31 protein-coding genes are annotated in these 25666 nt (G+C 67.6%); 13 read left to right on the top strand and 18 right to left on the bottom strand.

The window, feature by feature from the left end; all coding sequences use genetic code 11:
* Positions 1 to 91 precede the first annotated feature (91 nt).
* The 5 genes from NATOC_RS07850 (at position 92) to NATOC_RS07865 (ending at position 3744) form a co-directional block, all read left to right on the top strand.
* Positions 92 to 1105 carry a zinc-dependent alcohol dehydrogenase gene (locus tag NATOC_RS07850; protein ID WP_015320893.1) on the top strand — a complete coding sequence of 338 codons (1014 nt, stop codon included), beginning with the start codon at positions 92 to 94 and terminating at the stop codon, positions 1103 to 1105.
* A 76-nt stretch (positions 1106 to 1181) separates the two neighbouring features.
* Entirely contained in the window at positions 1182 to 1331 is a 150-nt protein-coding gene (locus NATOC_RS22290) for a hypothetical protein (RefSeq protein ID WP_015320894.1), read from the top strand.
* A 44-nt stretch (positions 1332 to 1375) separates the two neighbouring features.
* Positions 1376 to 1753 (top strand): 6-pyruvoyl trahydropterin synthase family protein, encoded by a 378-nt coding sequence (locus tag NATOC_RS07855; RefSeq protein ID WP_015320895.1) that lies wholly within the window; start codon positions 1376 to 1378, stop codon positions 1751 to 1753.
* Positions 1754 to 2833 carry a glycosyltransferase family 4 protein gene (locus NATOC_RS07860; protein ID WP_015320896.1) on the top strand — a complete coding sequence of 360 codons (1080 nt, stop codon included), beginning with the start codon at positions 1754 to 1756 and terminating at the stop codon, positions 2831 to 2833.
* Positions 2830 to 3744 carry a class I SAM-dependent methyltransferase gene (locus NATOC_RS07865; protein ID WP_015320897.1) on the top strand — a complete coding sequence of 305 codons (915 nt, stop codon included), beginning with the start codon at positions 2830 to 2832 and terminating at the stop codon, positions 3742 to 3744. The genes NATOC_RS07860 and NATOC_RS07865 overlap by 4 nt, the downstream gene beginning before the upstream one ends.
* Positions 3745 to 3849: 105 nt before the next feature.
* On the opposite strand, the gene NATOC_RS07870 is transcribed toward NATOC_RS07865, so the two are convergent.
* The 6 genes from NATOC_RS07870 to NATOC_RS07895 all read right to left on the bottom strand — a co-directional run bounded on the left by NATOC_RS07870 (position 3850) and on the right by NATOC_RS07895 (position 9378).
* Positions 3850 to 4326 (bottom strand): 50S ribosomal protein L11, encoded by a 477-nt coding sequence (locus NATOC_RS07870; protein WP_015320898.1) that lies wholly within the window; start codon positions 4324 to 4326, stop codon positions 3850 to 3852.
* Positions 4327 to 4403: 77 nt separating this feature from the next.
* Positions 4404 to 4706, bottom strand: coding sequence for a divalent-cation tolerance protein CutA (gene cutA, locus NATOC_RS07875; RefSeq protein WP_015320899.1), 303 nt, complete (start codon positions 4704 to 4706; stop codon positions 4404 to 4406).
* A gap of 91 nt (positions 4707 to 4797) precedes the next feature.
* Complete coding sequence (locus NATOC_RS07880) at positions 4798 to 4995, bottom strand: HEWD family protein (RefSeq protein ID WP_015320900.1); 198 nt, start codon at positions 4993 to 4995, stop codon at positions 4798 to 4800.
* A 201-nt stretch (positions 4996 to 5196) separates the two neighbouring features.
* Entirely contained in the window at positions 5197 to 6852 is a 1656-nt protein-coding gene (locus NATOC_RS07885) for a hypothetical protein (RefSeq protein ID WP_157224600.1), read from the bottom strand.
* Between the two features lie 302 nt (positions 6853 to 7154).
* Positions 7155 to 8666, bottom strand: a complete 1512-nt coding sequence (locus tag NATOC_RS07890) for a phosphoenolpyruvate carboxykinase (ATP) (RefSeq protein ID WP_015320902.1) — start codon at positions 8664 to 8666, stop codon at positions 7155 to 7157.
* Positions 8667 to 9012: 346 nt separating this feature from the next.
* Positions 9013 to 9378 (bottom strand): cupin domain-containing protein, encoded by a 366-nt coding sequence (locus NATOC_RS07895; protein ID WP_015320903.1) that lies wholly within the window; start codon positions 9376 to 9378, stop codon positions 9013 to 9015.
* Positions 9379 to 9565: 187 nt separating this feature from the next.
* Between NATOC_RS07895 and NATOC_RS07900 the strand changes: the two genes are divergently transcribed.
* The 3 genes from NATOC_RS07900 (at position 9566) to NATOC_RS21795 (ending at position 10712) form a co-directional block, all read left to right on the top strand.
* Positions 9566 to 9802 (top strand): hypothetical protein, encoded by a 237-nt coding sequence (locus tag NATOC_RS07900; protein ID WP_015320904.1) that lies wholly within the window; start codon positions 9566 to 9568, stop codon positions 9800 to 9802.
* Positions 9803 to 9863: 61 nt separating this feature from the next.
* Positions 9864 to 10439, top strand: coding sequence for a class I SAM-dependent methyltransferase (locus NATOC_RS07905; RefSeq protein WP_015320905.1), 576 nt, complete (start codon positions 9864 to 9866; stop codon positions 10437 to 10439).
* A 135-nt stretch (positions 10440 to 10574) separates the two neighbouring features.
* The gene (locus tag NATOC_RS21795) at positions 10575 to 10712 is read left to right on the top strand and encodes a rubrerythrin-like domain-containing protein (RefSeq protein ID WP_015320906.1); all 138 of its coding nucleotides are present in this window, start codon (positions 10575 to 10577) and stop codon (positions 10710 to 10712) included.
* 5 nt (positions 10713 to 10717) lie between these two features.
* Here the strand turns inward: NATOC_RS21795 and NATOC_RS07910 are convergent, their stop codons facing one another.
* Both NATOC_RS07910 and NATOC_RS07915 read right to left on the bottom strand, forming a co-directional pair.
* Positions 10718 to 11188, bottom strand: coding sequence for a hypothetical protein (locus NATOC_RS07910; RefSeq protein WP_015320907.1), 471 nt, complete (start codon positions 11186 to 11188; stop codon positions 10718 to 10720).
* Positions 11189 to 11232: 44 nt separating this feature from the next.
* Positions 11233 to 11727: a small multi-drug export protein gene (locus NATOC_RS07915; protein ID WP_015320908.1), complete on the bottom strand. Its 495-nt coding sequence runs from the start codon at positions 11725 to 11727 to the stop codon at positions 11233 to 11235.
* A 115-nt stretch (positions 11728 to 11842) separates the two neighbouring features.
* On the opposite strand from NATOC_RS07915, the gene NATOC_RS07920 reads away from it, so the two are divergent.
* The gene (locus tag NATOC_RS07920; protein ID WP_015320909.1) at positions 11843 to 12619 is read left to right on the top strand and encodes an HAD-IIA family hydrolase; all 777 of its coding nucleotides are present in this window, start codon (positions 11843 to 11845) and stop codon (positions 12617 to 12619) included.
* A gap of 21 nt (positions 12620 to 12640) precedes the next feature.
* On the opposite strand, the gene NATOC_RS07925 is transcribed toward NATOC_RS07920, so the two are convergent.
* Both NATOC_RS07925 and NATOC_RS07930 read right to left on the bottom strand, forming a co-directional pair.
* Positions 12641 to 12973, bottom strand: a complete 333-nt coding sequence (locus NATOC_RS07925) for a DUF7344 domain-containing protein (protein ID WP_015320910.1) — start codon at positions 12971 to 12973, stop codon at positions 12641 to 12643.
* 41 nt (positions 12974 to 13014) lie between these two features.
* Positions 13015 to 13455 carry an acyl-CoA thioesterase gene (locus NATOC_RS07930; RefSeq protein ID WP_049888905.1) on the bottom strand — a complete coding sequence of 147 codons (441 nt, stop codon included), beginning with the start codon at positions 13453 to 13455 and terminating at the stop codon, positions 13015 to 13017.
* A 117-nt stretch (positions 13456 to 13572) separates the two neighbouring features.
* On the opposite strand from NATOC_RS07930, the gene NATOC_RS07935 reads away from it, so the two are divergent.
* The 3 genes from NATOC_RS07935 to purM are packed head-to-tail and all read left to right on the top strand — an operon-like array spanning position 13573 to position 17033.
* Complete coding sequence (locus tag NATOC_RS07935) at positions 13573 to 15345, top strand: TraB/GumN family protein (RefSeq protein ID WP_015320912.1); 1773 nt, start codon at positions 13573 to 13575, stop codon at positions 15343 to 15345.
* The gene (locus NATOC_RS07940) at positions 15342 to 15980 is read left to right on the top strand and encodes a zinc metalloprotease (RefSeq protein WP_015320913.1); all 639 of its coding nucleotides are present in this window, start codon (positions 15342 to 15344) and stop codon (positions 15978 to 15980) included. The genes NATOC_RS07935 and NATOC_RS07940 overlap by 4 nt, the downstream gene beginning before the upstream one ends.
* Before the next feature lie 57 nt (positions 15981 to 16037).
* Entirely contained in the window at positions 16038 to 17033 is a 996-nt protein-coding gene (gene purM / locus NATOC_RS07945; RefSeq protein WP_015320914.1) for a phosphoribosylformylglycinamidine cyclo-ligase, read from the top strand.
* 59 nt (positions 17034 to 17092) lie between these two features.
* On the opposite strand, the gene NATOC_RS07950 is transcribed toward purM, so the two are convergent.
* Entirely contained in the window at positions 17093 to 17515 is a 423-nt protein-coding gene (locus tag NATOC_RS07950) for a universal stress protein (RefSeq protein WP_015320915.1), read from the bottom strand.
* 147 nt (positions 17516 to 17662) lie between these two features.
* Positions 17663 to 18199: a macro domain-containing protein gene (locus NATOC_RS07955; RefSeq protein ID WP_015320916.1), complete on the bottom strand. Its 537-nt coding sequence runs from the start codon at positions 18197 to 18199 to the stop codon at positions 17663 to 17665.
* 127 nt (positions 18200 to 18326) lie between these two features.
* Here NATOC_RS07955 and NATOC_RS22295 point away from each other — a divergent pair, with 127 nt between their 5' ends.
* A complete protein-coding gene (locus tag NATOC_RS22295) occupies positions 18327 to 18494 on the top strand; it encodes a hypothetical protein (RefSeq protein ID WP_015320917.1) in 168 nt (55 codons plus the stop codon).
* A 108-nt stretch (positions 18495 to 18602) separates the two neighbouring features.
* On the opposite strand, the gene NATOC_RS07960 is transcribed toward NATOC_RS22295, so the two are convergent.
* From NATOC_RS07960 to NATOC_RS07985, 6 genes are all read right to left on the bottom strand, one after another.
* Positions 18603 to 20177 carry an AMP-binding protein gene (locus tag NATOC_RS07960; protein WP_157224601.1) on the bottom strand — a complete coding sequence of 525 codons (1575 nt, stop codon included), beginning with the start codon at positions 20175 to 20177 and terminating at the stop codon, positions 18603 to 18605.
* Positions 20165 to 21214, bottom strand: a complete 1050-nt coding sequence (locus NATOC_RS07965) for a mandelate racemase/muconate lactonizing enzyme family protein (protein ID WP_015320919.1) — start codon at positions 21212 to 21214, stop codon at positions 20165 to 20167. The genes NATOC_RS07960 and NATOC_RS07965 overlap by 13 nt, the downstream gene beginning before the upstream one ends.
* Positions 21211 to 22152: a 1,4-dihydroxy-2-naphthoate polyprenyltransferase gene (locus NATOC_RS07970; protein WP_015320920.1), complete on the bottom strand. Its 942-nt coding sequence runs from the start codon at positions 22150 to 22152 to the stop codon at positions 21211 to 21213. Before NATOC_RS07970 ends, NATOC_RS07965 begins: the two co-directional genes overlap by 4 nt.
* 74 nt (positions 22153 to 22226) lie before the next feature.
* Positions 22227 to 23015, bottom strand: a complete 789-nt coding sequence (locus NATOC_RS07975) for a cohesin domain-containing protein (RefSeq protein WP_015320921.1) — start codon at positions 23013 to 23015, stop codon at positions 22227 to 22229.
* A complete protein-coding gene (locus tag NATOC_RS07980; RefSeq protein WP_015320922.1) occupies positions 23012 to 24349 on the bottom strand; it encodes a DUF7350 domain-containing protein in 1338 nt (445 codons plus the stop codon). Before NATOC_RS07980 ends, NATOC_RS07975 begins: the two co-directional genes overlap by 4 nt.
* 14 nt (positions 24350 to 24363) lie before the next feature.
* Positions 24364 to 25665 carry a DUF7405 family protein gene (locus NATOC_RS07985; protein ID WP_015320923.1) on the bottom strand — a complete coding sequence of 434 codons (1302 nt, stop codon included), beginning with the start codon at positions 25663 to 25665 and terminating at the stop codon, positions 24364 to 24366.
* Position 25666 lies beyond the last annotated feature (1 nt).

A 25666-nucleotide genomic window follows, 5' to 3' on the forward strand; every position in this document is an offset into this window, starting at 1 on the left:
CCAAGTGTCTGCCCGCGGAATCGTTCCGTACTGTGATCGCTCGCTACGACGACTCGGTTGTCCCCGTCGACGCCGCCTCCGGGAGGGACGAATGAACGCGCGAGGACTCTCCTTTGTCGCTCCCCGGTCGGTCGCCGTCAGGACTGAACCGGTTCCCGAACCCGACCCCGACGAGCTGCGGGTTCGAACGACCGTCTCGGCGATCAGCGCCGGCACCGAGGGGTTGCTCTACCGGGGCGAAGCGCCCGCCGATCTCGAAGCCGACGCCGAGCTCGACGCCCTCGAGGGGGATCTCTCCTACCCGCTTTCCTACGGCTACGCCGCGGTCGGTACCGTGATCGCCGTCGGCGATCGGGTCTCCGGGGACTGGCTCGACCGCCAGGTGTTCGCGTACAACCCCCACGAGAGCCACTTCTGTGCCCGACCCGAGGACGTACTGGCCGTCCCGGAGTCGATCACCCCGCGGGAGGCCGCGCTCTTTGCGACCCTCGAGACGGCGGCAACGTTCGTCCTCGACGGCCGTCCGCTGCTTGGCGAGCGGGTGGCCGTGTTCGGACAGGGAGTCGTGGGCCTCCTGACGACGGCGCTGCTCGCTCGGTTCCCCCTCGAGGAGCTCGTCGTCTTCGACCGGTACGAGCGACGGCGCGAACTCGCGGAATCGTTCGGCGCTGATCGAGCGCTCGATCCGGATGCGGGCGACGCCGACGACCGATTCGCCGAGATCGCCGGCGGACGGGCCGATCTCACCTACGAGCTATCGGGCAACCCCGACGCGCTCGACGACGCGATCGCGACGACGGGGTTCGACGGGCGGGTGATCGTCGGCTCGTGGTACGGGACGAAACCGACGACGGTCGACCTCGGCGGTCGCTTCCACCGCAACCGGATCGACGTTCGGAGCAGCCAGGTGAGCACGATCGCGCCCGATCTCTCGGGACGGTGGGACCGAAGGCGCCGCCACGAGACGACCTGGGACCGACTCCGGGAGCTCGAACTCGTCCGGCTGATCAGCCACGAGTTCCCCCTCGAGGACGCCACGAAGGCCTACGAGCGCCTCGAGAACCGTCCCGGGTCGACGATCCAGGTGTTGTTGACCTACGAGTGAGCGTTCCGTTCGATTCCGCGCAAACGTATCCGTATGCAAGCCTGTCGTTGATCCTGATGGCTCACGAGGACGGCGTATGGACCGAGAGATCAGAGCGAGCTGTCCGAGCTGCGAGTCCGGAACGGCGGGTGAGATCGAGAAACACCGGGACGGAGCGGAAGTGACGGCGACGATGACCTGTGGCGACTGCGGAAACGAGTGGACGAGAACCCTGCGACGCGGGTAGGTCGGGGCACAGCAGTTTACACGAGCCACCTCGTAGGTCGTCGTATGTACGCCGTCTCCGTCGACCGGTCGCTGGTCGCCCAGCACTACCTGACCGTCCCCGATCCGGGTCCGGAGGGAGAGCCCCACTCCCATCACTTTACTGTCGAGGCGACCTTCCGAGGCCCGGAGCTGAACCGCTTCGAGTACCTCGTCGACATCGACGCGATGACGGCCGCGATGGACGCCGTCGCCGACCGCTACCGGGACCGACTGCTCAACGACTTGCCCGAGTTCGAGGACGCAAACCCCAGCGCCGAGCGGTTCGCCCGTGCGTTCGGCGACCGGCTGCTCGACGAGCTCGAGCCCGAGGGCGCAACCGAACTCCGCGTCGAGATCGCCGAGGACGACGTCGCCCGCGTCGCCCACGAGCGGGACCTGTAGATGGAGGTCGGACTCGTCGTTCCCGACGACCTCGAGACGACCTCGGGGGGATACCGGTACGATCGACGGCTCGTCGCCGAGCTCCGGGCCCGGGGAGACGACGTCGAGGTGATCGCTCTCTCGGCGATTCCCGACGGCGCCGTCCGCGCCAACCTCGACCGTCCGTTCGACGTCCTGCTGCAGGACGAGCTCTGTTACGACAGCCTCGCGGCCCCCAACGACGTCCTTGGGGCGCCCGAGCGCGTCGTCGCGCTCGTTCACAACCTCCAGTCCGACGATCCCTCGCTCGCGAACCGGGATCGAGCGCGGGTCCGCCAGCGCGAGCGTCGCTACCTCGAGACCGTCGACGCGGCCGTCTGTACGAGCGGGCACACCCGCGACCGGGTCTGCGAGCTGGTCGACCTGCCGGCGACGGTCGCACACCCCGCGGGTCGCCACGAGACGCCGCCGATCGATCGGGCGACGGTCGCCGACCGCGCCCGGACGGGCGAGCTCCGGATCGCGTTCGTCGGCAGCCTCGTCCCCCGGAAGGGACTCGACGCGCTGATCGAGGCACTCGCCGCGATGGATCGCGACTGGCAGCTAACGGTCGTCGGCCGCGAGGCCGACCCCGAGTACGCGGCCGCCGTGCGTGAGCAGGCCGCGGCGCTCGGGATCGACGATCGGATCGCGTTCGAGGGGCGAGTTCCGGACGGCGTCCTCGAGTCCGTCTACGAGCGTTCCCACGTGCTGGCGGTCCCCTCCAGATACGAGGCGTTCGGGATGGTCTACCTCGAGGCGATGGAGTACGGCGTCGTCCCGGTCGCAGGCCGGAACGGGGGAGCAGGGGAGTTCGTCGCCGACGGCGAGAACGGGTTTCTCGCCGATCCGGGCACCCCGGCGCACGTTGCGGAGCTACTCGACGAGCTCGCGGCCGACCGGGAGCGGCTCGCGGCGCTCGGCGAGCGAGCCCGTGAGACCGCGGCGGCCCACCCCTGGTGGGACGACGCGGCGAAAGCGGTTCGGTCGTTCCTGCTGAACGTCCTCGAGGACGGAGCCGAGACGCCCGCTCCTTTCGACCGCGGAGGGACCGACGCGTGACCGACCAGCGGACCTTCCTCGCCGCGAAACGCACCGTCGACGACCGGGCGCTGAACCGACGAGTCCTCGACCGGTTCACCGCGGCGCTCGAGGCGCGCCCGGCCCCCGTCCGGATCGTCGAGATCGGCGCCGGAATCGGGACGATGATCGCCCGGCTGGCGGCGTGGGGTCGGCTGCCGGACGAGGTCACCTACCGCGCGGTCGATACGGACGCCAAGAGCGTTCGGGCGGCTCGCGAGCGCGTCCCCGACTGGCTCGAGGACGCAGGTTATGCAGTCGACCGACTCGACGACGGGCGAGCGGAGACGACGCTGGTGGCCCGTTCAGACGGCCGACGGCTCGAGGTCAAACTCGAGGTCGCCGACGGGTTCGCCATCGCGGACGACGCCGACGCCGTGATCGCGTCGGCCGTCCTCGATATCGTCGCGCTTGACCGGGCGTTGCCGGCGATCGAGGAGCTGCTCGCGTCCGACGGCCTGCTGTACGCGCCGCTCACGTTCGACGGGAAAACGGCGTTCGCGCCACGAGACCCGGCTGATGACGGGATCGAGCGCGGCTACCACCGCCACATGGACACGGTGCGGTCGGCTGGCGGCAGTCGCGTCGGCAGCGAGCTGCTGTGGCGGCTTCCCGAGTCGGGCTGGTCCGTGCTCGAGGACGGCGGCTCGGACTGGATCGTCCGACCGCGCGACGAGGAGTATCCGGGGGCGGAACGGCTCTTTCTCGAAAGCCTGCTCGAGACGATCGACGGCGCGCTCGCCGAGCTCGCGGGCGACGAACCCGAATCCGAGTTCGGCGAACTCGAGTCCGCCGAGCGACGGCGGTGGCTCCGGCGTCGACGGAACGAACTCGAGCGCGAGGAGCTGGTCTTCGTCGCCCACAATATCGACGTCCTCGCCCGGCCCGATTGACCTCCTCCCACGACTGAAGTCGTGGGCTTTCTCCTGGTTCCCATGTAACGGACGGCGCGGACGCTGATCGTCCACTGAAGAACCGCAAAACGATATCCGAGCGACTTACGCCAGCAGCGCGTCGTCGTACTCGCCGTCGTCGACCTTCTCCTTGAACTCGCGGGCGTCCTCGCCCTCGATGGTGACGCCCATCGAGGCGCAGGTGCCGACGACTTCCTTCGCGGCGTTTCGCGTGTCGTAGGCGAGCAGGTCGGGGTGTTTCTGCTCGGCGATCGTCTTGACCTGATCGATCGAGAGGTCGGCGACGAAGTCCTCCTGGGGCTCGCCGCTGCCGGTCTCGAAGCCGGCCTCGTCCTTGATCAGGGCGGCCGTCGGCGGGACGCCGACGTCGATCTCGAAGGAGCCGTCGTCGTCGTAGTCGACGGTGACGGGCACTTCGGTGCCGTCGAACGCTTCGGTCTGGTCGTTGATCTCCTGTACGACCGCCTGCACGTCGACGGGGGTCGGTCCGAGCTCGGGACCGAGCGGTGGGCCAGGGTTGGCCTGGCCACCCGGAACGAGCACTTCGATGGTTCCAGCCATACCCGTCACAATCCGTGCGCGAGTTTTAAGGATTGCTTTTTCGGGCAGTCGAGCCTGTCACCGACTGACGTGCGCGGTCACTCGACGCTGTCGGCGCGCCAGTCGGCGAACGACTCGAGGACGTCGGCCTCGTCGAACCGCTCGATACAGGGGACGTCGTAGGGATGGAGCTCCCGAACCCGGTCGACGAGCTCGTCGTAGGCGTCGTCGGTCGTCTTGGCGAGCAACACCGCCTCCTCGTCGCGGTGGACCTCGCCTTCCCACCGGTAGGTCGAGGTCGCCGACAGCTCGTTGACGCAGGCGGCCAGTCGCTCCTCGAGCAGCGTCTCGGCGATCGACGGCGCGTCCTCTGGTGGCGCGGTAATGTAGACGGTCGGCATACCTGGGAGTACGGGGATGCGGGACAAAAAACGTGGTCGGATCGGTTCCGGCGAACGGTTCGATCGTCGCGCCCGGCGGTTCCGCAGTCGCTCAGGCGTCCTCGCCGTGTCCCGAGATCGGGTTGAACGTGCCGGTGATATCCCACTCGTGGATACAGTGGGGGTTACCGACCTGTTTGTCGCCGTCCTCTAGAACCAGTTGCCACGCACCGAGATCCTCGTCCCATCGTTCTGCTCGTTCGCACTCCTCGCATACCCGCGTCGTCGGTTTTCGTACCTGTGCGTTCATTGTCGGGTGTGAGAACTCGACGCACATAACGCTGTCTTTGTCCGGCAATTGCTGCCACCGTCATCGAAACGAGACGGTAACGGATCCGTGACGGTACGGAGTGAATAACTATCCCGATCGGTTGGCTCGCGTCTCGAGGGCGGATTCGATCGGCGAGCAGCCGTGGTGGCGGCCCGATCAAAAAACCGCCTCGGGGGCCAGTTAGCAGGCGGTCGCCGCCTTCTCGCCGTCGTAGTTGTCGTGCTTCTGGTCGTCAGTCACGTCGTTGTGCTTCTGGTCGTTAGCCTCGTCGTTGTGCTTCTGGTCGTCAGTCGCGTCGTCGTGGTTGTCGTACGCGTTCTCGTCGTTGTCGTCGATCGGCTCCTCGGGTTCAGCGGGCTCCTCTACGGGCTCTTCATCGACCGGCTCCTCGGGCTCGGCAGGCTCATCCTCGACGGGTTCGTCCTCAGCTGGCTCCTCTTCGACAGGATCGTCGATCGGAGCTTCCTCCGCGACGTCGTTCGCGTCGGCGATCGCGACGAAGATCAGTGCCTCTTCGATCGTCACGTGGAGAACGTCGTCAGCCGGATCGGCGGGCTCGTCGTCGACGGGTTCGTCATCGACTCCGACGTCCTCGTCGTTCTCGTAGTCGTCAGCCTCGTCGTTCTCGTAGTCGTCAGCCTCGTCGTTCTCGTAGTCGTCAGCCTCGTCGTTCTCGTAGTCGTCAGCCTCGCCGTTCTCGTAGTCGTCGGCTTCATCGACCGGTTCCTCGTCGACCGGCGCGTCGTCGTGGTGGACACCGAGATCGACGATGATCGCCTGTTCGATCGTTACTTCGAGCGATCCCTCGTAGACGTGGACGTCGTGGTCGTCGGCCTCGTCGTTCTCGTAGTCGTTGGCTTCGTCGTCTTCGTAGTCGTCGGCCTCGTCGTTCTCGTAGTCGTCAGCCTCGTCGTCTTCGTAGTCGTTAGCCTCGTCGTCGGCGTCGAGTTCACCCTCGAGACCGTTCTCGTCGAGTTCGTCCTCGAGCTCGGAGAGGTCGTCGACGGTTACGAAGATCGTGGCCTGTTCGACGGTCACCTGTAGCTCGTCGTCAGCTGGATCGGCAGGCTCGTCATCGAGTTCGTCCTCCTCGACGTCGTTCTCGTAGTCGTCGGCCTCATCGTCCGCGGCGACGTCCTCGTCGTCGTTCTCGTAGTCGTCGGCCTCATCGTCCGCGGCGACGTCCTCGTCGTCGTTCTCGTCGAGTTCGTCGTCATCGTTTTCGACCGGGGCGTGTTCGATCTCCTGCTCGTCGTTTTCGTCCCCGTCCATCTCGACTTCGTCGTCGGCCTCGTCAACTGGTTCCTCATCGACCGGTTCCTCATCGACCGGTTCCATAACCGGCTCCTCCTCGAGGATGACGTAGGCGGTCGCCTGTCCGATCGTGATCTCCTGTGCGTCCTCGACGTCGTTCTCGTCGAGTTCGTCATCAGTGTCGACCTCCTCGTCGGCCTCGTAGTCGTCGGTCTCGTCGTTCTCGTAGTCGTCAGCCTCGTCGTTCTCGTAGTCGTCAGCCTCGTCGTTCTCGTAGTCGTCAGCTTCCTCGTCCGGGGTAACCTCCTCGTCGTCAGTCTCGTCGAGTGCGTCCTCGTCGTCAGCCGGGTCAACCGGGTCCTCGTCGACGTCCTCGACGAGGACGTAGACGGTCGCCTGATCGATTGTTACGTGTATCGCTCCGTCATCGTCGGGAGCGTCGGTCGGTGCCTCGTCCGCGGTGTCGTCGTTGTCGTAGTCGTCGACGCTGGTTGCAGCGGGACTCGCTGCGATGGCCGTGGCTCCGCCGGAGCCAAGCACCATCAGCGCGACTACTACGACGAGTATGGTACGTACGCTCATGCCCCGCGTTCGTGATACGGGGGGCCGTCCCGCTTAAACTGGGACTGCTATTTCACTGATAAATATCCCGTTCCGCGGTGTAATTCGGCTCTAGTCGCTGTTCGCGGCGGAACGTACCAATTATGTCCACCCTTCCACGGGACGTCGGTTCGAGGGACAGTGTCGCGCCGACGTGGGGAACGAGCACCCTAGTGTCGGCTCGTCTACTGGTATGGGCGATCTCTCAGATCCCGTTTCAGTCACCGATCGACGGCGGTCGTTTCACCGCTCGAGAGCGACTGTCGAACGGGTCGACACCGCGCTCAGTAGACCGCTTCGAGGATCTCCTCGCGAAGCTCGTCGAACTGCGCGAGGTAGTCACGGCGCTCGCGGCGCAGCTCCGCGATGGCTGTCTCGTAGTCGTCGACGTAGTCCGGGACGTAGTAGTCCTCGATATCGATTCCGGGGACCGATTCAGGAATCGTCAGCCCGGTCGCGTCGTCGTCGGTCCACTCGACGGTACCGCGGGCGGTCTCGGTAAGGATCGTTACCGACTCGGTGACGCCGATGTCCTTCGCGTCGTCGCCGAGATACCCCGTGTTGAGCAGGTAGCAGTCGACGTCGAGTTCGTCGATGAGATCGCGGAAGACGTTCCCCTCCTCGCCCTCGGGACCGACGATGAAGGGGTTCGTCCCGACGACACGGATCGACTCGCCGGCCCGCGAGGGGTCGCCGGCGCTGGTTTCGATCGACTCGCCGAGCATGAACGCCGCGGCGGCCTGTGCGGTCGAGAGCTTCGAGACGGGCGGCATCAGCGGGTTCCGCGTGATGAAAAACACCTGATCGACCCGGTCGAGGTCGATCTCGTCGGCCGCGCTCGAGAGCTCGTCGCGCTGAACGATCGCACGCGCGTTGGACGTGTATCGGGCCTCGTCGAAATCGACCGTTCCGTCGTCGTCGACGGCGACGTTCTCGAGGATCGCCGACTCGTCGGTCGCGGCCTCGTAGAGGGCGGGCTGTTCGTCCTCGCCGAGTCCGATCGTCTTGATGAACAGCCCCTTCCCCTCGCTACCGGGTACCGTCCCGTCGGGTAACAGTCCGCAGACGTCGTCCTGGAGCATGGTCGCGCCCTCCTCGCCGTCGAGCCAGCAGCCGTGGGCGGTCAGCGTCGACTTGCCCGTTGCCGACAGTCCCATAAAGAGCTGGCCGACGTCGCGCAGGTCGCCGTCGGCGTCGCGGACGCGGACCCGTTTGCTCCCGGCGTGGAGACCGAGCCCACCCTGCTGTTTGAGCCGGTACATGAACAGTCGGAGGAACGATTTCTTGGCTTCGCCGGTGTAGTCGCTGCCAAGTACCGCAGTAAACCCGTCCTCGGGGAGGATTCGGATCGCGGTCTCGTCGTGGTCGGGGAGCTGTACGGTCTGGAGGTCGGGCTCGCGGCCGTCGCTGGGCTCGAACAGGCTCGCCCAGGCGAGCGCGATCCGGGCGTGTTCGACGGGGACGTAGAGCCGACAGCAGAACGTTGCCTCGGGGTGGCGCCCCATCAGTCGGTCCACACAGAGCAGCTCGTCGCTTCCGGCAGCCTCGATCGCGGTGTCGACGAACTCGTAATCGCGCTCGCCGAACCCGTGGTCGACGGCGTTTTTCGTTCGATCTGAGCTCCGCGAGCGAACGTCACTGACGTACGACGGGGAGCCAAACTCCGTCGTCGTCTCCTCGTGTTCGGCGAGCTCGCGCAGCTCCTCGAGCGACGGATCGTACCGGACGTTCGATGCGGTCGCTGGATCGGGAAGCGCTCGGCTCGGCGGACGCGGCTCCGCCCCGGTTTCGGACATACGATTCGGTCATCATCTTCCCTATGTATAAACATGGTGGCCTTTGATTCGAGCGTGTCACTTTCTACCGAGGCCCTGAGAGAAACAGGTATAGCGTACGATATGGGTTCTATCGCTACCGTTTCGGGAATTTCGGTAGCTATCACGTTTCATATGGTTCTCGAAGAGTACTCGGATCAAAATTAATTCTGATTCGATTTTGAACGCCGTACACTCTCAGGTCAGACCGAGCGGCGAACCCGACACAAAACGTACCGAGGACGTCCCGTCGACCTGACGCGACTCCGGGCTGCCGGAGACGGGCGTCGCTGGTCGGTCGACGACACACCGGCGAGAAGCGGAAGCGTTACTCCTCGAGGATCCCGTCGTCCGCGACGTTCGGCGCGCCGACGACGAGGACGCGGCTCTCCTCGACGGCTCTGAGCTGGCGCCACGACTCGGGCGGCACGAGCAGGACGTCCTCGGCGGTGAGCTCGACGACGTCGCGCTGGTCGTCGCGTTCGATCGTCACGTCGACGGTTCCCTCGAGGACGACGTACAGCTCTTCCTGTTGGTCCTGGCGGTGGTAGGCGTTTTCCTCGCCTTTCTTGTAGTGCCAGACGGTCGGACGCATCCGTTCGGACTCCAGCTCCGCTGCGGTCTGGAGCAGTGTCGGCGCCTCACCGTCGAGTTCGCGTGTGTCGACGTTCTGGAGGTTAGCAATCGAATACATAGCCGACGGTTCGGCGAACGAGGACAAAAAAGCGCTGCCGGCGATCCGACCCCTCGTTGGCGAGGACGTACTCGCCGTCGTTCGGGCACACTCGATTTCACACCTCCCATGGCGAAAGCCGTAGGCGTTCGCCTGTACCTTCTGTAACGACCCCGATACCAATATCGTTCGCTGTCGAAGGGAGCGTATGGACCCGTATTTCCCCAGCCCGAACCCGCCCTGCGTCCCCAAACCCTGTCAGCGGTGTGGGACCGGTGTCGACGGGGACGAGACCGAGGGGTGGTGGCTCGAACGGGAGGTTTGGCAGGGACCGAACTACCACCAGCTGCTCTGTCTGTCCTGCTGTGTCCAGGTGATGAACGAGGAGTCGATCCATCCCGACGTCGTCCACGAAGCCGAAGCGAAGAACGTACTGTACGAGTAACCGGCGAGAGGGAGGGGGGACCGATAGGAACCGGGAAGTATCGCCGGCGTCAACCGACAGTATGGGCTTTCATACGTTTCCGATGGAGCGGGCCGACGCGCTCGACGATCCATCACGGTACCGGTTCTGTTCCAGGGAGGAGCTGCTCGAGATGCTCGCGCCGACCGCCGAGGACGTCGTCGCCGACCTGGGATCGGGAACCGGCTTTTACACCGACGACGTCGCGCCGTTTGCAGGGACGGTGTACGCGGTCGACGTCCAGTCGGCGATGCACGACCGGTACCGGGAGGCAGGTGCGCCAGAAAACGTCGAGTTCGTCACGAGCGAGGTGTCCGCGCTGCCGTTCGCCGACGATGAGCTCGACGGGGCGTTCTCGACGATGACCCACCACGAGTACGCGAGCCCGCCCGACGCCGCGACTCCCGGCGACGCGATCGCCGAGCTCGCCCGGGTACTTCGGCCCAACGGTCGGCTCGTCACCGTCGACTGGTCGGCAGACGGAAACGGCGAGGACGGCCCCGACCTCGCGGAGCGGTACTCGCTCGAGGACGCCGTCGCCCAGCTCGAGGCCGGGGGGTTCACGGTCGAGAGCGCTCGCGACCGGCCCGAGACGTTCGCGCTGGTCGCGGTGCGGTAACCCCAGACCGCGACGACGTCCAGTGGACGAGCGTCCAGATATTAAGGAGGTTGCGCATATTCCAACGTACGGATAACGCCTTTACCTGTTCGTACGAAACGCTTTTTCCGCTATCGCCGCACTCTCACGGTCGTCATGATCGTGGATCCGTACACCCCGGACGAACCGCGCTACGAGTGTGCCAACTGCGGCTACAGGGGCGGTCCCGGCTCGGGTGAGCTGTGTCCCGACTGCGCCGGCCAGCTCAGGAATATCGCCGTCCCCCGAGAGTAGAACGGTCAGTCGAAGTCGGGCAGATCTTCGGGTGGTTCGTACTCGGCCTCCCAGTCGACGTACTCCTCTTTGAGGACGACCGAGACGATCTGGCCGAACTCCGTGAGTTCGGCGTTGATCGCCGAGACGGTCCCCCAGGTGTCGAGCTCGGGGTGGTACTCCCGCTCCTGCCAGTCCTCGGGAATCCCGGGGGCGTGGTAGCCGACGCGGTCGGCAAAGTCGTCCCAGAAGAAATCAAAGCCCGCGAACAGGTCGAGATCGCGGGCGATCCCGTACTCGCGCTCGTCGAGGTCGGTGTCCTCGAGCCACTCCTCGAAGGCCTCTTCCCAGGCGCCCTCGTGGAGGAATTCCTGTAGCTCCTCGCGTCGGTAATCGATCTCGGTCGGATCCTCGGCGCTGATCGTCGCGTCGTCGTACTCGTTCGGATCGACGAACGACAGCTCCGGTGGTTCCGGCGGCTCGACCTCGAGTCCCATACCGCGGGGTACGATCGGTCGGCGGATAAGGATTCCCACACCGGTCAGGCGATCCCGAGCAGCGAAACGCCCGCGACCGAGGCGACCGTCAGCAGAACCGTCCAGACCGCGATCCCGAGGGTCATCCAGCCCGCGACGAGCCGTCCGCGACTGCCCGCGAGCAGGGCCACGAGGGCGGCGACGTGGACGCCGGCCATCACTGGACCCGCGATGGAGACGCCCGGCAGCCCGTACCGATCCCAGAGCCGGCGTGCCCGGGCGTAGCGATCGCTTGGTTCGTCGTCCCCGGCGTATCCTCGCCACCACTCCAGCAGCCGCCGGTAGCTCACGATTAGTGCGTACACCGAGCCGACGTTGCCCGCGAACGCGACGACGGCGGTCGTCACCGGGTTCAGTCCGAGCCCCACCGCGACCGGGATGACGACGAGGATCTCGATTACCGGGATCGCCGCGAACAGGAACACGAGCGCGTACCGGACGAGACCCGTAGTTTCCTCGAGGACGGTACCGACGTCGACGAGCAGCGGTGTGACGGACATCCTGTACGGTCACCGGTTCGACGCGTTCGTCGACGGTAGACCCGTCCCGATGAAGTACCTGCCGTTAGCTCGCGGATCCGAACACTCAACCCGCGTCCGTCCGTACCCACGCGGGATGACATACGAGGCGGCGATCCTCGACGTCGACGGGACGATCGTCCGCGGGGAGCGACTCCTGCCGGGTGCGACCGACGGGCTGGCGGCCATCGACGCGGCGGGCTGTGGCCGGCTGCTGTTCTCGAACAACCCGACCCGGGGCAGCGACCACTACCGGTCGAAGCTCGAGCCCCACGGCATCGAGGTCGACCCTGAGCGAGTGCTTACCTCGGCGACGGTCTCGGCTGCCCATCTCGCCTCGGCCCACCCCGACGCGGCGGTGTACCTGGTCGGCGACGAACGCCTCGAGTCGATCCTCGAGGACGCCGACGTCGAGCTGACCGCCGACCCCGAGGCCGCCGACGTCGTGCTGGGCTCGTTCGACAGCGACTTCTCCTACGGCACGCTGTGGGAGTCGCTGCAGGCGCTACAGAACGGGGCCGTCTTCTACGGGACCGACCCGGATACGACGATCCCGGTCGACGACGGGCTGATGCCGGGTTCAGGGGCAATCCTCGCGGCGATGGGCGCCGTCGGCGGTCGCGAGCCCGACGCGATCCTGGGGAAACCCTCGGGCGTCGCGGCCGAGGCGGCGATCGAGCGGCTCGGCGCCGATCCCAAGGACGTCCTCGTCGTCGGCGACCGACTCGACACCGACATCGCGCTTGGCGAACGCGCCGGGATGGAGACCGCACTGGTGCTGACGGGGATCACCGACGAGGACACCCTCGCGTCGACAAGCGTCGAACCCGACCACGTCCTCGATTCGCTGGCCGACGTCGAGCGGCTGCTGTAGCTCGTCCAGGCCCAGTTCGTCTCAATCGTCCGGGCTCTCGAGGAGCTTCGCGATCGTGACGAACGCGTCGAACTCGGGGGGCGAACCGTTGATCTGGACGACGTTCTGGCTCGGATCGTACTGGACGAACTCGACTTCGGCCGAGCGTGGCAGATGGCGGTGTTGGAGCTCCAGGGCGATCTCCTCGAAGGAGCCGTCGTCCAGAACGCGTCCGTCACCGTCCGTCTCCCACCGTTCGACCGTCTCGACGACGTCCTCGATGGGGACCGGACCGTCCCGCTCGTAGAGGTAGTAGAGGGCGTACCTGCGGCGCTCGTTCTCGAGGAGCTCGAAGACTGTCTTCAGCGCAACCATGCGAGGTTTTGGATCACACCGAATTTAGCCTTCTCGGTGGTTCAGCCGTTTTCACCCTCGAGAGCCGCCTGTCGGAGCCGTTCGCCCTCGTCGGTGTCGACGGTCAGCTCCGGCACGGTCGTCGGTTGGTTCTCCTCGTCGATCGCGACGTAGACGAAGTACGATTCGGTGGTCTTCTCGCGCTCCCGGGTGCGGAGGTCCTCGCGCTCGGTGAGCAGGCGAACCTTCACGCTCGAGGTCCCGGCGTCGTAGACGTAGGCCGTGATGTAGGCGGTGTCGCCGACCGGGATCGGTCGCTTGAAGTTCATCCGGTTGACGCGGGCCGTGACGCAGGTCTCGCCCGAGAAACGCATCGCCGACATCGCGCCGATCTCGTCCATCCACTTCATCACGTTCCCGCCGTGGGCGACCTCGAGCATGTTCGCGTGGTTCGGCTGGACCATCTCGCGGTTCTCGATCAGCGTCTCGAGTAGATCGGTCATCGAAGAGGGGTTGCCCGTCTCCACAGTTAGGAATGCCGGGAGTCCGTTGTCAGCCGTGAACATATCTCGTTCAAGCCTTCGATACTGGTAAAAGTCGGCGACGAGTTGGCACTCCTAATGAGTGATGCAGGCGACGCCGACGTCCCGGAGCCCCCCGACGCCGCCGGCGAGGGACGGGGCTCCGTCGACGTCCTCGGGACCGCCCACGTCTCGAAGGCCAGCGTCGAGGAGGTCCACGAGACCGTCGACGAGCGGGAGCCGGACGTCGTTGCCGTCGAGCTCGACGAGAACCGGTACCGCCAGATGCAGGGTGGCACCCCGGACGATATCGAAGCGAAGGATCTCCTCTCCGGAAACACCGTCTTCCAGTTTCTGGCCTACTGGATGCTGTCGTACGTCCAGTCGCGGCTGGGAAGTCGGTTCGACATCGAGCCCGGTGCGGATATGCGGGCCGCCATCGAGGCCGCCGAACGGAACGGCAGCGGCGTCGCACTGGTCGACCGTGACATCCAGATCACGATCCAGCGATTCTGGACGCGGCTGTCGTTCGCCGAGAAGCTCAAAATGGTCGGCGGGCTCGCGCTCGGAGTCACCGATCCGCGGACGATCGGGCTCACCTTCGGTGCGGCCCTCGGTGCGTTCTTCGGGCTGATCTTCGGTGCCTTCCTCGCGCCGACGTTCGGACTCGGCGACCTGCTGGCGCTCGGGGTCACCGATCCCGCAACGTTGCAGTACGTCGGCGCCGCCGGCGTCGGACTCGTCGGCGGACTCGTCGTCGGGCTGCTCTTCTTGCCCTCGCTCGAGTCGGCCGGCCGCGCGGCCGGCGGGCCCATCAGCGGGTTCTCGCTGCGCTTGCTCGGCGGGGCCGTCCTCGGGCTGGTCGGCTGTCTCGCGCTGGTCGTGACCGGGACCGCCATCGGACCCCTCTCTCCGGGAAGCTTCGAGAACTGGGGCGGGTACGCGGTTCGCGGCGGTGTCGGCGCTGTCGCGGGACTCGGTATCGGCGTCTCCGTCGGCGCCGTCGTCGGGTTCGTTCTCGACGGGCTCGCCGAGGACACCGAGGAGTTAGACGAGATCGACATCGAGGAGATGACCGATGGCGACGTCGTCGCCGCGATGATGGAGGAGTTCCGCCGGTTCAGTCCTCGCGGAGCCGAGGCTCTGATCGACGAACGGGACGCCTACATCGCCCACAAGCTCCACGGGCTCCGCGAGCAGGGGTACCACGTCGTCGCCGTCGTCGGTGCTGGCCACAAGGCCGGGATCGAGCGCTACCTCGAGAATCCGCGGGAACTGCCGCCGATGGAGTCGCTAACCGGAACCGCGTCGGGGCGACGGTTCTCGCCGGTGAAGATCGTCGGCTACCTGGTGATGGTCGCCTTCCTCGGTTTCTTTTTCCTGCTGATCATGGCGGGCGTTCAGAACACCTTCCTGCTCCAGCTGTTTCTGGCGTGGTTCGCGTTCAACGGGATCTTCGCGTTCTCGCTGGCCCGGCTGGCAGGCGCACGCTGGATCAGTGCCGGCGTCGGCGGAGCGGTCGCCTGGCTTACGAGTATCAACCCGCTGCTGGCGCCGGGGTGGTTCGCCGGCTACGTCGAACTCAAGTACCGCCCGGTCAACGTCCGGGACGTCCAGCAGCTCAACGAGATCATCGGCGACGCCGACCGCCCGATGAGCGAGGCGATCGAGGAGATGTTCGACGTCCCGCTGTTCCGGCTGATCATGATCGTCGCGCTGACGAACATCGGAAGCATGATCGCAACCTTCCTGTTTTTCATCGTCGTCATCCCGTGGCTCGCGCCGGAGATCGGTGGTGTCGACGCCCTGATGAACGAGCTGATCCGGGGCGCCGAGAACAGCCTCGATCTCATCCGGGGGGTGGTGGCGTGAGCTACCCGACCGAGCGCGCCTCGGCGCTGTCCTTTAGCGACAAGGAGCTGTTCGACCTCGCGATCGCGTGGATCTCCCTGAGCGTCGCGTTCGCACTGCTGCTGGCGCCGATCCACCGGTTCGACATCGGGCTCGGCTGGTTCGTCACGATGATCGGGCTGAGCTTCGTCACCGTCGGCGTCGCCTTTCTGCTACACGAGCTCGCCCACAAGGTCGTCGCGATCGAGCACGGCCAGACCGCGGAGTTTCGGGCCGACTACCAGATGCTATTTTTAGCGATCATGAGCGCGCTGGTCGGCTTCCTCTTTGCGGCCCCCGGCGCGGTCTACCACCGCGGCCGGATCACGGTCCGGGAGAACGGCCTGATCGCGCTCGCGGGACCGGTGACCAACCACCTGCTCGCGCTGTTGTTCCTGCCGCTGATGCTGTTTCCGGGCATCATCGGACTCGTCGGCCACCTCGGGGTCCTCATCAACCTCTTTCTGGCCGCGTTCAACATGATCCCCTTCGGCCCGCTGGACGGAAAGTCCGTCCTCGAGTGGCACAAGCCGATATTCGGGGCCGTCTTCGGGCTGAGCCTGCTGTTGTTGGTGGGTTTTTACCTCGTCTTCGGCTTCCCGGCACTGTTCGGTTGAGGCCGTTCCCTTCTGCGGACCGGTGATCTTTTGCTCGACCCTGGCAGTCGTTGAGGTATGACGGACCACGCCGACGAGGGGAGTGACACGGAGGGACTGACCTACGCCGACACCGGCGTCGACATCGCGGCCAGCGAGGACGCCACCGCCGCCTTGCTCGAGGCCTTCGGCAGCGACCTGACGACCGAGTACGCCGGTCTGCTGGATATCGGCGACCGGTATCTCGCGCTGGCGACCGACGGGGTCGGCACCAAGCTGCTGGTCGCCGAGGCGATCGAGGACTTCTCGACGATCGGGATCGACTGTATCGCGATGAACGTCAACGATCTGGTCGCCGCGGGGGTCGAGCCCGTCGCCTTCGTCGACTACCTCGCGGTCGACGAGCCCGACGACGCCCTGACAAACGAGATCGGCGAGGGGCTGGCCGTCGGCCTCGAGCAGGCAGATCTCACGCTGCTCGGGGGCGAGACGGCCGTGATGCCCGAGGTCGTCTCCGGGTTCGACCTCGCCGGGACGTGTGCGGGCCTGGCGCCGAAGGACGCGATCTTCGAGGGGGAGGCGAAGGTCGGTGACGTCCTCGTGGGCTTTCACTCAGACGGGATCCACTCCAACGGGCTGACGCTGGCCCGGGAGGCCGTCACCCGCGAGCACGAGTACGCGGACCCGTTCCCGCCGAACCCCGAGGTGTCGATCGGTGAGGAGCTGCTGCGACCGACCCGGATCTACACCGACTTGCTCGAGCCGATGCGCACCCACGGCGTCCACGCGGCGGCCCACATCACGGGCGGTGGCTGGACGAACCTCTCGCGGATGGGCGAGCGCCGGTACGTGATCGACGATCCGCTGCCGGCCCAGCCGGTCTTCGGGTTCGTCCAGGCGGAGGGCGACGTCTCCGACGAGGAGATGCATCGCACGTTCAACATGGGAACCGGGTTCGTCGCCGCCGTCCCCGAGGATCGGGCCGACGGGCTCGTCGACGCCACCGACGGGCGGGTCATCGGCCGCGTCGAGGACGGCGATTCGGTCGAGATCCGCGGCCTGACGCTGTCCTGAACGCAACCGCGTCGACGGGTTCGAGGCCTGGTCGAGCGCGACGCGCCCGTGTCGGTCTCTCAAACCGCCTGTACTGGGGTCTCGGTCTGACGCACGACCCGTTCGGTGACGCTGCCGAGCGGCGTCCGTCGGTCGTCGGTCTCTCCCCGGCGTCCCATCACGATCAGGTCGGCGCCCTCCCGCTCCGCGCGCTCGACGATCTCCTCCCAGGGGAGTCCGCGGCAGCACTCACACTCCGCCTCGAGACCGATCTCGCCGGCGCGATCGGCGATCCCCTCGAGCATGTCGACGGCTTCGTCCTCGACTTTCTCGTGTTCGGCCTCGACGCTGCCAAGCGCCGGGGGTCGTCCGTGGCGTCGTTCGTCGACGACGTAGAGACACACCACCGACGCGCCGTACTGCTCGGCGAGGTTCAGCCCGTGGTCGACGCCGCGAGCGGCCTGTTCGCTCCCGTCCGTCGGAATGAGGATCGTATCGTACATCTCCGTTCACCCGTTTGACACTCCGACGCTCTGGCACGTAAAGACCGGGAGCGGTTCCCGGCGAGGAGGAACTCGTTGCCGCCGGCCGATTTCGAATTCGGACCCTGCTCGGCTCGGACCTGACCGATCGCTTTCGTCGAGAGTCGGTTACCGATCGGCCTCGCGTTCGCCCTGACGGGACTCGTCGGCGCTCCCGGTCGCCGCCCGGACCGCGTCGTACTCCGCGTCGCTGTAGGCGATGAGCCGGACGTCCTCGAGGTGCTTCGGCTCGTACGCGTCGATCTCCTCGCCGATGATCGCGGCGCCGTTCTCGAGGTCGAACCCCGCGACGCCACAGCCGAGCGCCGGGGTCACGAGCGACCGACAGTTCAGCTCGTCGGCCGTCTCGAGGGCGTTGCGGGTCGCGTCGCGGATGCTCTCGGCGGTCGCCTGCCCGTCCCCGTAGTGGGGCATCGCCGCGGCGTGGACGACGTAGTCGGCGTCGAGACCGTAGGCGTCGGTCGCGACCGCCTCACCGAGATTGATCGGTCCCTTTGCGGTGGCCGCCTCGTTGAGCTCCTCGCCGGCCCGGTCGCGGAGTGCGCCGGCGACGCCGGAGCCCATCTCGAGGCTGGTTCCGGCGGCGTTGACGAGCGCGTCGGCGGACTGTTCGGCGATATCGCCCTGAACGACGTCGAACTCCATACTCGCGGCTACGACGCTGTCCGATTTGAAAGTACGCCCGGCAGGCGGATCGGTCGGAAACTGACCCGTTCCCGCGGTCTTAGGCCGACCAAAACCTTTTACATTTAGGTACGCCTAATCCCTCGTAATGGACGTACCCGCCCGAAAAGAGGAGACGGACACCGAGGACGGAGACGAGGAGTCGACTGCGATCGTGTCGAGCCACGAACCCCGTCCAGGGAAGCTCGTCATCACCGAACGCGGCAACAAGGACGGCTGGCTCGCGACCGATTCGGCCGTCGATCTCGAACCCTAGCCCAGCGGTCGCCCGTTTCTCGAGGGGCGACTCGTCGAGAGTCGTCGATCCGGAGCGGAGCTTCCCGCCCTCCACGCCCCGACGGAACGGCCGTTCGACGAGCCCTCCTTACTCCGACCCCGACCGCGTCGAGACATCGGTCCCGAACTCGAGCAGCCGCGTCCGAACGCGCTCGCGGTCGACGGTTCCCGAGTGGGTACGCGGGAGCGCGTCGACCACCCCGAGCGTCTTCGGTCGCTTGAATCCCGCGAGGCGGTCGTCACAGTGCGCGAGGACGTCCTCGAGGTCGACCGGACCGTCGTCGGGAACGACCAGCGCGGCGACCCGTTCGCCCCACTCGGCGTCCTCGAGCCCCACGACGGCTGCGTCTCCGATCGCGGGATGGGAGCGCAGGACGTCGGCGACCGCGCCGGGGTCGACGTTCTCCCCGCCGGTGACGATCCGATCGCTCCGGCGGTTGAGCACCCAGAGTCGTCTCTCCTCGTCGGCGTAGCCGACGTCGCCGGTGTGCAGTCCGCGGTCCCCGAACGCCACCGCGGTGTTGTCCGGATCGAGATAGCCCGGCGTAACCGTCGGTCCGGCGACGACGAACTCGCCGACCTCGCCCGTCGGTACCGGCTCGCCGTCCTCGCCGACGACGGTAACGTCGGTTCCGAGCAGGGGCTGGCCCGCCGTTCCCTCGTGGGTCCGCGTCTCGGCGGGCGTCGCGGTGGCGATCTGGGAGGCCGTCTCGGTCATCCCGTAGGTCGGGTGGACCGGAACGTCGGCCTCGTGGCAGCGCTCGAGTAGCTCCGTCGAGGCGGGCGCACCCCCCAGGAGGACGAACCGCAGCGAGTCGGCGGGCCGCCAGCCGTCCTCGAGCAGGCGCTTGCACATCGTCGGCACCAGCGAGACGCCGGTGATCCCGAACGCCTCGAGGACGTCGGCGGTCGCTTGCGGCGCGAACGATCGCTGGACGACGACCGGGGTGCCGTACAGCGCCGAGCGGACGACGGGTGCGAGCCCGCCCATGTGGTACATCGGGAGACAGCAGAGCCACCGGTCCTCGCGGGTGACGCCGAGGCGAAACGCCGACGCCGTCGCGCTGGCGACGAGGTTGGCGACGGTCAGTTTCACTCCCTTCGGCTCGCCGGAAGTGCCGGAGGTGAACATGACGAGCTGGACGTCGTCGGGGTCGAGTTCGGCGGGCTCGACCGCGGACGAGGACGGGGAGTCGGCTGCTCCGTCGCTGACCGCGATCGGTCGGACCCGACCCGAGCCCGGATCGTCGACGGATCGAACCGGGAGTCCGCCCAGTTCGTCCGCCAGCGCGACGGCGTCTGTCGCGGTGTCGTCCTCGCAGACGACGGCGTCGAGGGCCGTCCGTTCGCCCTTCTCGACGAGTTCGGGGAGCGCCTCGCGGACGTTCAGCGGGACGACGGTGGTCCCGAGCCGCATCGCGGCGAAAAACAGCGTCGCGAACGCGGGCCGGGTATCGAGCAGGAATCCGAGCCGGGCCTCGCGCGGGGTCTCGAGGACGTCCCGGAGCGCGGCCGCGGCCGCGTCGACACGTCGGTCGAGTTCGCGGAGCGTCCACGACTCGTCCCGGTCGGCGTCGATCAGGGCGGTCCGCTGGGGCGTCGACGCGACGCGGTGGCTGACGAGATCGCGGGCGGGCCAGGAAAGCGACGTCACGCCTCCCACACCCCCTCGACGCCTAGCCCCTTGGCCTGGGGGACGACCGCGGCCCCGTTCTCGAAGAGGACGGGATCCCGACCGAGGTCCTCGGCGAGCAGGTCGCCGGTGGCCAGCCCGCAGGCCGGCAGCTCGGGCAGCGACGCCGCGAGGTGGACGGCGCCGGTGCGGGCGACGACGCCGTCGATCGTCGTCGTCACAAGCGGCGTGATGCCGAACTCGGCCACCCAGGTCGTCACCCGCTGGGCGACGTCGAGCCCGCCAAGCGGCATTGGCTTGACGACGACGGCGTCGGCGGCCTGGGCCTCGCAGATCGCGTCGACGCCGTGCTCGAGCAGCCCCTCGTCGAGGGCGATCTCGACGCCCCGTCCGCGGAGCTCGGCGTGACCCTCGAGGGCGCCCGCGGGAAGGGGTTGTTCGACGAGCGCGACGTCCTCGTCGTCGAAGGCCTCGACCGCCGCGAGCGCCTCCTCGTAGTTCCAGGCGCCGTTGGCGTCGGCCCGGAGCTCGACCGACGGACCGACGGCCTCCCGCACGCGACGGACCCGTTCGATATCCGCGTCGACACTCCGGCGGCCGACCTTGAGCTTACAGCAGCTAAAGCCACGCTCGACGGCGCCCCGGGCTGCAGCGACGGTCTCCTCGATCGAGCCGTCGCCGACGGTCGCGTTCACCGGTACCCGGGCGACAAGCGAGTCGGGTGCGTAGTAGCGATACAGCGGGACCGACTCGCTCGAGGCCGCCAGATCCGCGAGGGCAAGCGAGACGCTGTGTCGGGCAGCGACGTCCTCGTCGACGGCCTCGAGGACGCCGTCCTCGTCGCCGGAATCGAGCGCTTCCTGCGCGCGCTCGAGAGCGGCCTCGCAGTCCGCGAGCGACTCGGTCCACCCCGGCAGCGGGGTCGCCTCGCCGTAGCCGACGGCGCCGTCCTCGCGGGTTACGCGGACCAGGAAGCCGTCGCGGGACTCGATCGTGCCGCTCGCGGTCTCGAGGGGGTCGGCCAGCGACAGCGAGAACGAGCGGTACTCGAGGTCGTACCGGCTCATCCGAGCACCAGCCCTCCGGCGAACAGGACGGCGTACAGCGCGAGCAGCTTTCCGGTCTGCTCGAGGGCGGGGTTGAGCGCCTCGCCGTCGGTACGGGTCAGTATCGTGCGGGCGATCGGCGCGGCGTAGGGGAGGGTAACCACCGGCAACAGAACTGCGGGGCCGAACCCCTCGCCGAGCCAGAACCACAGCGGGGTGAGATACGCCAGCGCGAGCAGGGCGAGGTACTCGACGCGACTCCCCCGGTAGCCGAGCCGCACCGCCAGCGTCCGCTTCCCGGCCTCGGCGTCGGTCTCCACGTCCCGGACGTTGTTCACGACGATGATAGCCGTCGAGAGCCCCGCGATCGGGAGGCTCGCGAGGACGGCCTCGCGGGTCACGGTCCCCTCGGGCAGCGTCGTGATGAACGGCTCGAGGTGGGCCGCGGCCTGGACGTAGAACGTGCCGACGACGGCCACGAGTCCGAAGAAGACGAACACGAACAGATCCCCGAGCCCGTGGTAGCCAAGCGGGTAGGGACCGCCCGTGTAAGCCCACCCGCAGAGAACGCTGACGAGGCCGATCACGAGGATCGGCACGCCGCCGACGTAGACGAGGTAGGTCCCCGAGAGGATCGCCAGTCCGAAGGTGACGATCGTCGCCAGTTTGACCCGTTCGGCCGAGATCAGCCCCGACTGGGTGACCCGGGTGAACCCCTCTCGATCGTCGGTGTCAGCGCCCTTGATGGCGTCGTAGTAGTCGTTCGCGAAGTTGGTACCGATCTGGATCAATGCCGCGCCGACGAAGGCCATCAGCGCCGGCAGCGGGGCGAACACGCCCTCGTGGACCGCGATCCCGACCCCGACGATAACGGGGGCCGCCGCCGCGGGTAACGTCTGCGGGCGCGCGGCCATCACCCACGCCTTCGTCCGCGAGATATCGAGCTCCGCCGTACTCATTGTCCGACTACTCCGACTCGGAGACGTGTCAACGTTGGCATTGACGCCGACCGATCGGGTCGACGCGACCGCTGTCAGGCGCGTCGGCGCACCGCCCAGAGCGCGACCGCGAGCCCGAGGACGGCGACGGGCGCACCGAAGCCGGGGACGGAGTCGTCGTCGCTCGACTCCGTATCGTCACCCGAGCCCGCGCCATCGGTCGTTCCGTTCTCGTCGGCGTCGGCGCCGTTCGCGTCCTCGGCTTCACCCGCGTCGTCCTCGTCGGCGAGCGTCACGCCGTCAGTTCCGTCGTCGTCCTCGTCTTCGACGTCCTCGTCCCCGCCGTCGACGTGGATCGTCGCGTCGTACTCGAAGGTCGCCTGCGGGTAGTCCGTGACCAGCGTCGTCGACGCGTCGGCGATCTCGATCGGCTCGCTGGTCGCGTCGGCGTCCTCGGCCACCGCGACGGTGATCGTCGCCGCGACGTCGGACCCGGTCGCACCGTCGCCCGAGGGCGTCCGTTCCTGTTCGACCGTCACCGTCCCCGCGTCCTCGTCGACGGTACTCGAGCCCTCGACCTCGGCGTCGGCGTCGCCCGCGGCGAGCATCGGACCGTGTTCGACGTCGACGACCTCGAGGACGTCACGCTCGTAGGCGATCGTCGCCTCGAGCTCGTCGATCCCGTTGCCGTGGAGATCGCCGTGGTCGCTGGCGATCAGCGCCAGTTCGACCGTCTCGCCCGGATCGGCCGCGATCTCCTCGTCGTCGAAGTAGAAGCTGGTCGCGTTGTCGCCGGCCAGCGTCGTCGCCGGGACGAGGACGCCGACGGCGAGCAGCGCGGCCAGTGCGATCGCGAGCACCCGCCGGGTTCGATCGGCGTTCATTCCGTTTCCTCCGGGACCGTCAGCTCGAGGGGCTCCATCTCGAGGAACGCGGTCTCGTACCCCTGGTGGCGGGCGACTTGAGGGGGTGACTCGAACGACACCGTCACGTCGTCGCCCGGGTCGGCCGCGACGTCGGCCCCGTAGTGGAGCCCGTACTCGCCGTCGAGAGTCTGTTCGAGGACGGTGTCGGCGGCGGAGCCGTCCTCGCGCTCGACCGTCGCGGCCAGCGTCGCGTCCGCCAGTGGCACCCGGTTGTACGGCGTTCGCGGGGAGACCAGCAGGTAGCGCTCGTGGCCCGCGAGCCGCGAGTCGGGCTCGAGCAGCGTCGCGACGACCGCCGCGTCCCCGCTGCGGGGGAGGTCGGCGTCGTCGCCCGGTTCGGTCTCGTCGGCGCCGTCCTCGCGGAGCAGCGTTCCGGGGTACTCCTCGACCGGCGGGAGCTGGGAGTAGGGAACCTCGTGGTGGGCGTGATCGTCCTCGTCGTGTTCGTGGTCGTCGTGATCGTGGTCGTCCTCGCCGTGTTCGTGGTCGTCGTGACCGTGATCGGCTTCGTGGTCGTCCTCGTCGCCATGATGATCGTGGTCGCCGTGCTCCATCGGTTCGAGCGCGCCCCGCTCGCCCCACAGCTCCTCGTCTAAGTACTCGACCCCGCCGACGACCGCCTCGCGGAACGCCTCGTCGTACTCGAACTCGAAGCGAGCACTCACAGCCTCGGTCAGCCGGTCCTCGAGCGCTCCCGTCCGCCGGGTCGAGAGCGCGGGCAGGTCGATCTCGACGGCGTAGCTGCCGTCGCCGGGCAAGGAGACGTTGTCCCCGAAATGAAAGCCCATCTCCTGGGAGAGCATCGTCCACGGCGACAGCGGCGAGCCGATCCGTTCGCCGTCCCGGAACACCCGGAGCTCCGCCCCCTCGTCGACCGGGAGGACGGTTCCCGTCTCCCGGTCCCAGGCGGTGAACATCATGTGGACGCCGTGGCCTTCCGCCGGGTCGACGCGCTCGACCGAGTCCTCGTCGCCGCCGGCGACGATCCAGAACGGATGCGGGTACGACAGCATCGGCGCGATCGCGACGTCGCCGTCCTCGATCGGCTCGAGCATGCGCATCTGCTCGCGGTGGGTCGGGACGTAGACGGCCTCGGGCGGGTCCTCGACCTCGATGATCTCGGGGACGGCCTCGACATCGTCGTCGGCTCCGTTCTCGTCGTCCGTCTCGTCGTCGTCTCCGTCGGTTCCGGTACATCCCGCGAGCGCGACCGCTCCCGCGAGCGCGCCCGTTCGCCGGACGAGTGTCCGGCGGTCGATCGTCCGTCGCGTGTCGTGTCGTTCCTGTTTCATGAGTCACACCGTGATCAGCTATCGTCGTTCGGCTCGGCCGGCGGGAGCGCCCGCAGCGATCGGGGCGGGACGAGATAGTTCCCCCGTCGGTCGACGAAGAGGTAGTGCAGAATGCCGTTGTTCGCCGTCGCGACGTCCAGGTCCGTCCCGTTCATCGCCTCGCGAACCCGGACGAAGTCGGCGATCTCCCGCTGCAACGAGAGGAAGTGCAATCCCGGTCGGTCGCCGTCGACGGTGTTGAAATCCCGCCGCAGGAGCGGGGGCTCGCCGTCCTCGCGAGCGCGTGCGGCCTTCTGAGCGTGGCCGACGACGCCGCGCTCCCGGGCGTCGTCCTCGGTCGCCGCGATCCGTTCGTCGGTCAGTCCGTTCGTCGCGCCGAGCTCCTCCCCGACCTCGCCGACGGCTTCCTCCGCGGCGTGTTCGGGGCTGAACAGCTTCGAGACGCGCTGGTAGTGGTTCTCCTGGCCGAACCACTGCGCCAAGTTGATCTCCATCGAGGACACCTGCTGGGTCGTTCCGCCCGCGAACGGCCCCGACTCGATCGTCACGCGGTCCTCGCTGGCCTGGCTGTCGGCGAACCCCGAGCGAAACCCCATGAAGAACGGCGCGTCCTCGGGGACGGTCTCGGGCACGCCGGGGACGTCGGTCCGCTCGGCCGGCAGCCCGTCACCGACGAACCCCGTCCGACGGCGGTCGTCCTCGCGGTCGAAAACGCCCGAGAGCTCCGCCTCGGGTTCGATCCCGTTGACCGACTCCCGGTCGCCGAACAGCCCCTCTTCGGCCTCGAGGACGACCTCGGGGCGGTCGCTCGCGAGGTGCAGGAGGGCGTCGAACTCGTCGAACGCCGGGTTCTCGCCCTCACGGAGCGGCTCGGGCTCGGGGAGATCGACCGACTCCGGCAGCGGTTCCTCGAACCGGTCGAAGTACGCCGACGTGTAGCCGATCGTAAACAGCAAGCCGTCGTTGCTGCGCTCGTAGGCCCGCTCGAGCGTTCGCAGGGCGTCCTCGACGGTCTCCCGGGCGTCGGGGTCGGCGACGCTCCCGACGTCGTCGCTCACCGACAGCGCTACGAGGACGTGGTGCTCGGCCGGGCGAACGTTCTCGTCCCCGTCGGCCGGAAGCTGCTCGTCCCAGGCGTGCTGGCGGTCGGGCAGCGACGACGGGTCGTCGATACCTGCGGGAACCGGGTCCGCGTCCTCGTCCTCGTCGTCGTCCGACAGGTCCAGACAGGCGCTCAGCGCCGTCGCCCCGCCGGCGGCGACCAGCGCGCGAACGTACTCGCGCCGGGAGAGCGCGGATCGATCTGGGAGGGACACT

This window comes from Natronococcus occultus SP4, from assembly GCF_000328685.1.
Classification (GTDB): Archaea; Halobacteriota; Halobacteria; order Halobacteriales; family Natrialbaceae; genus Natronococcus; species Natronococcus occultus.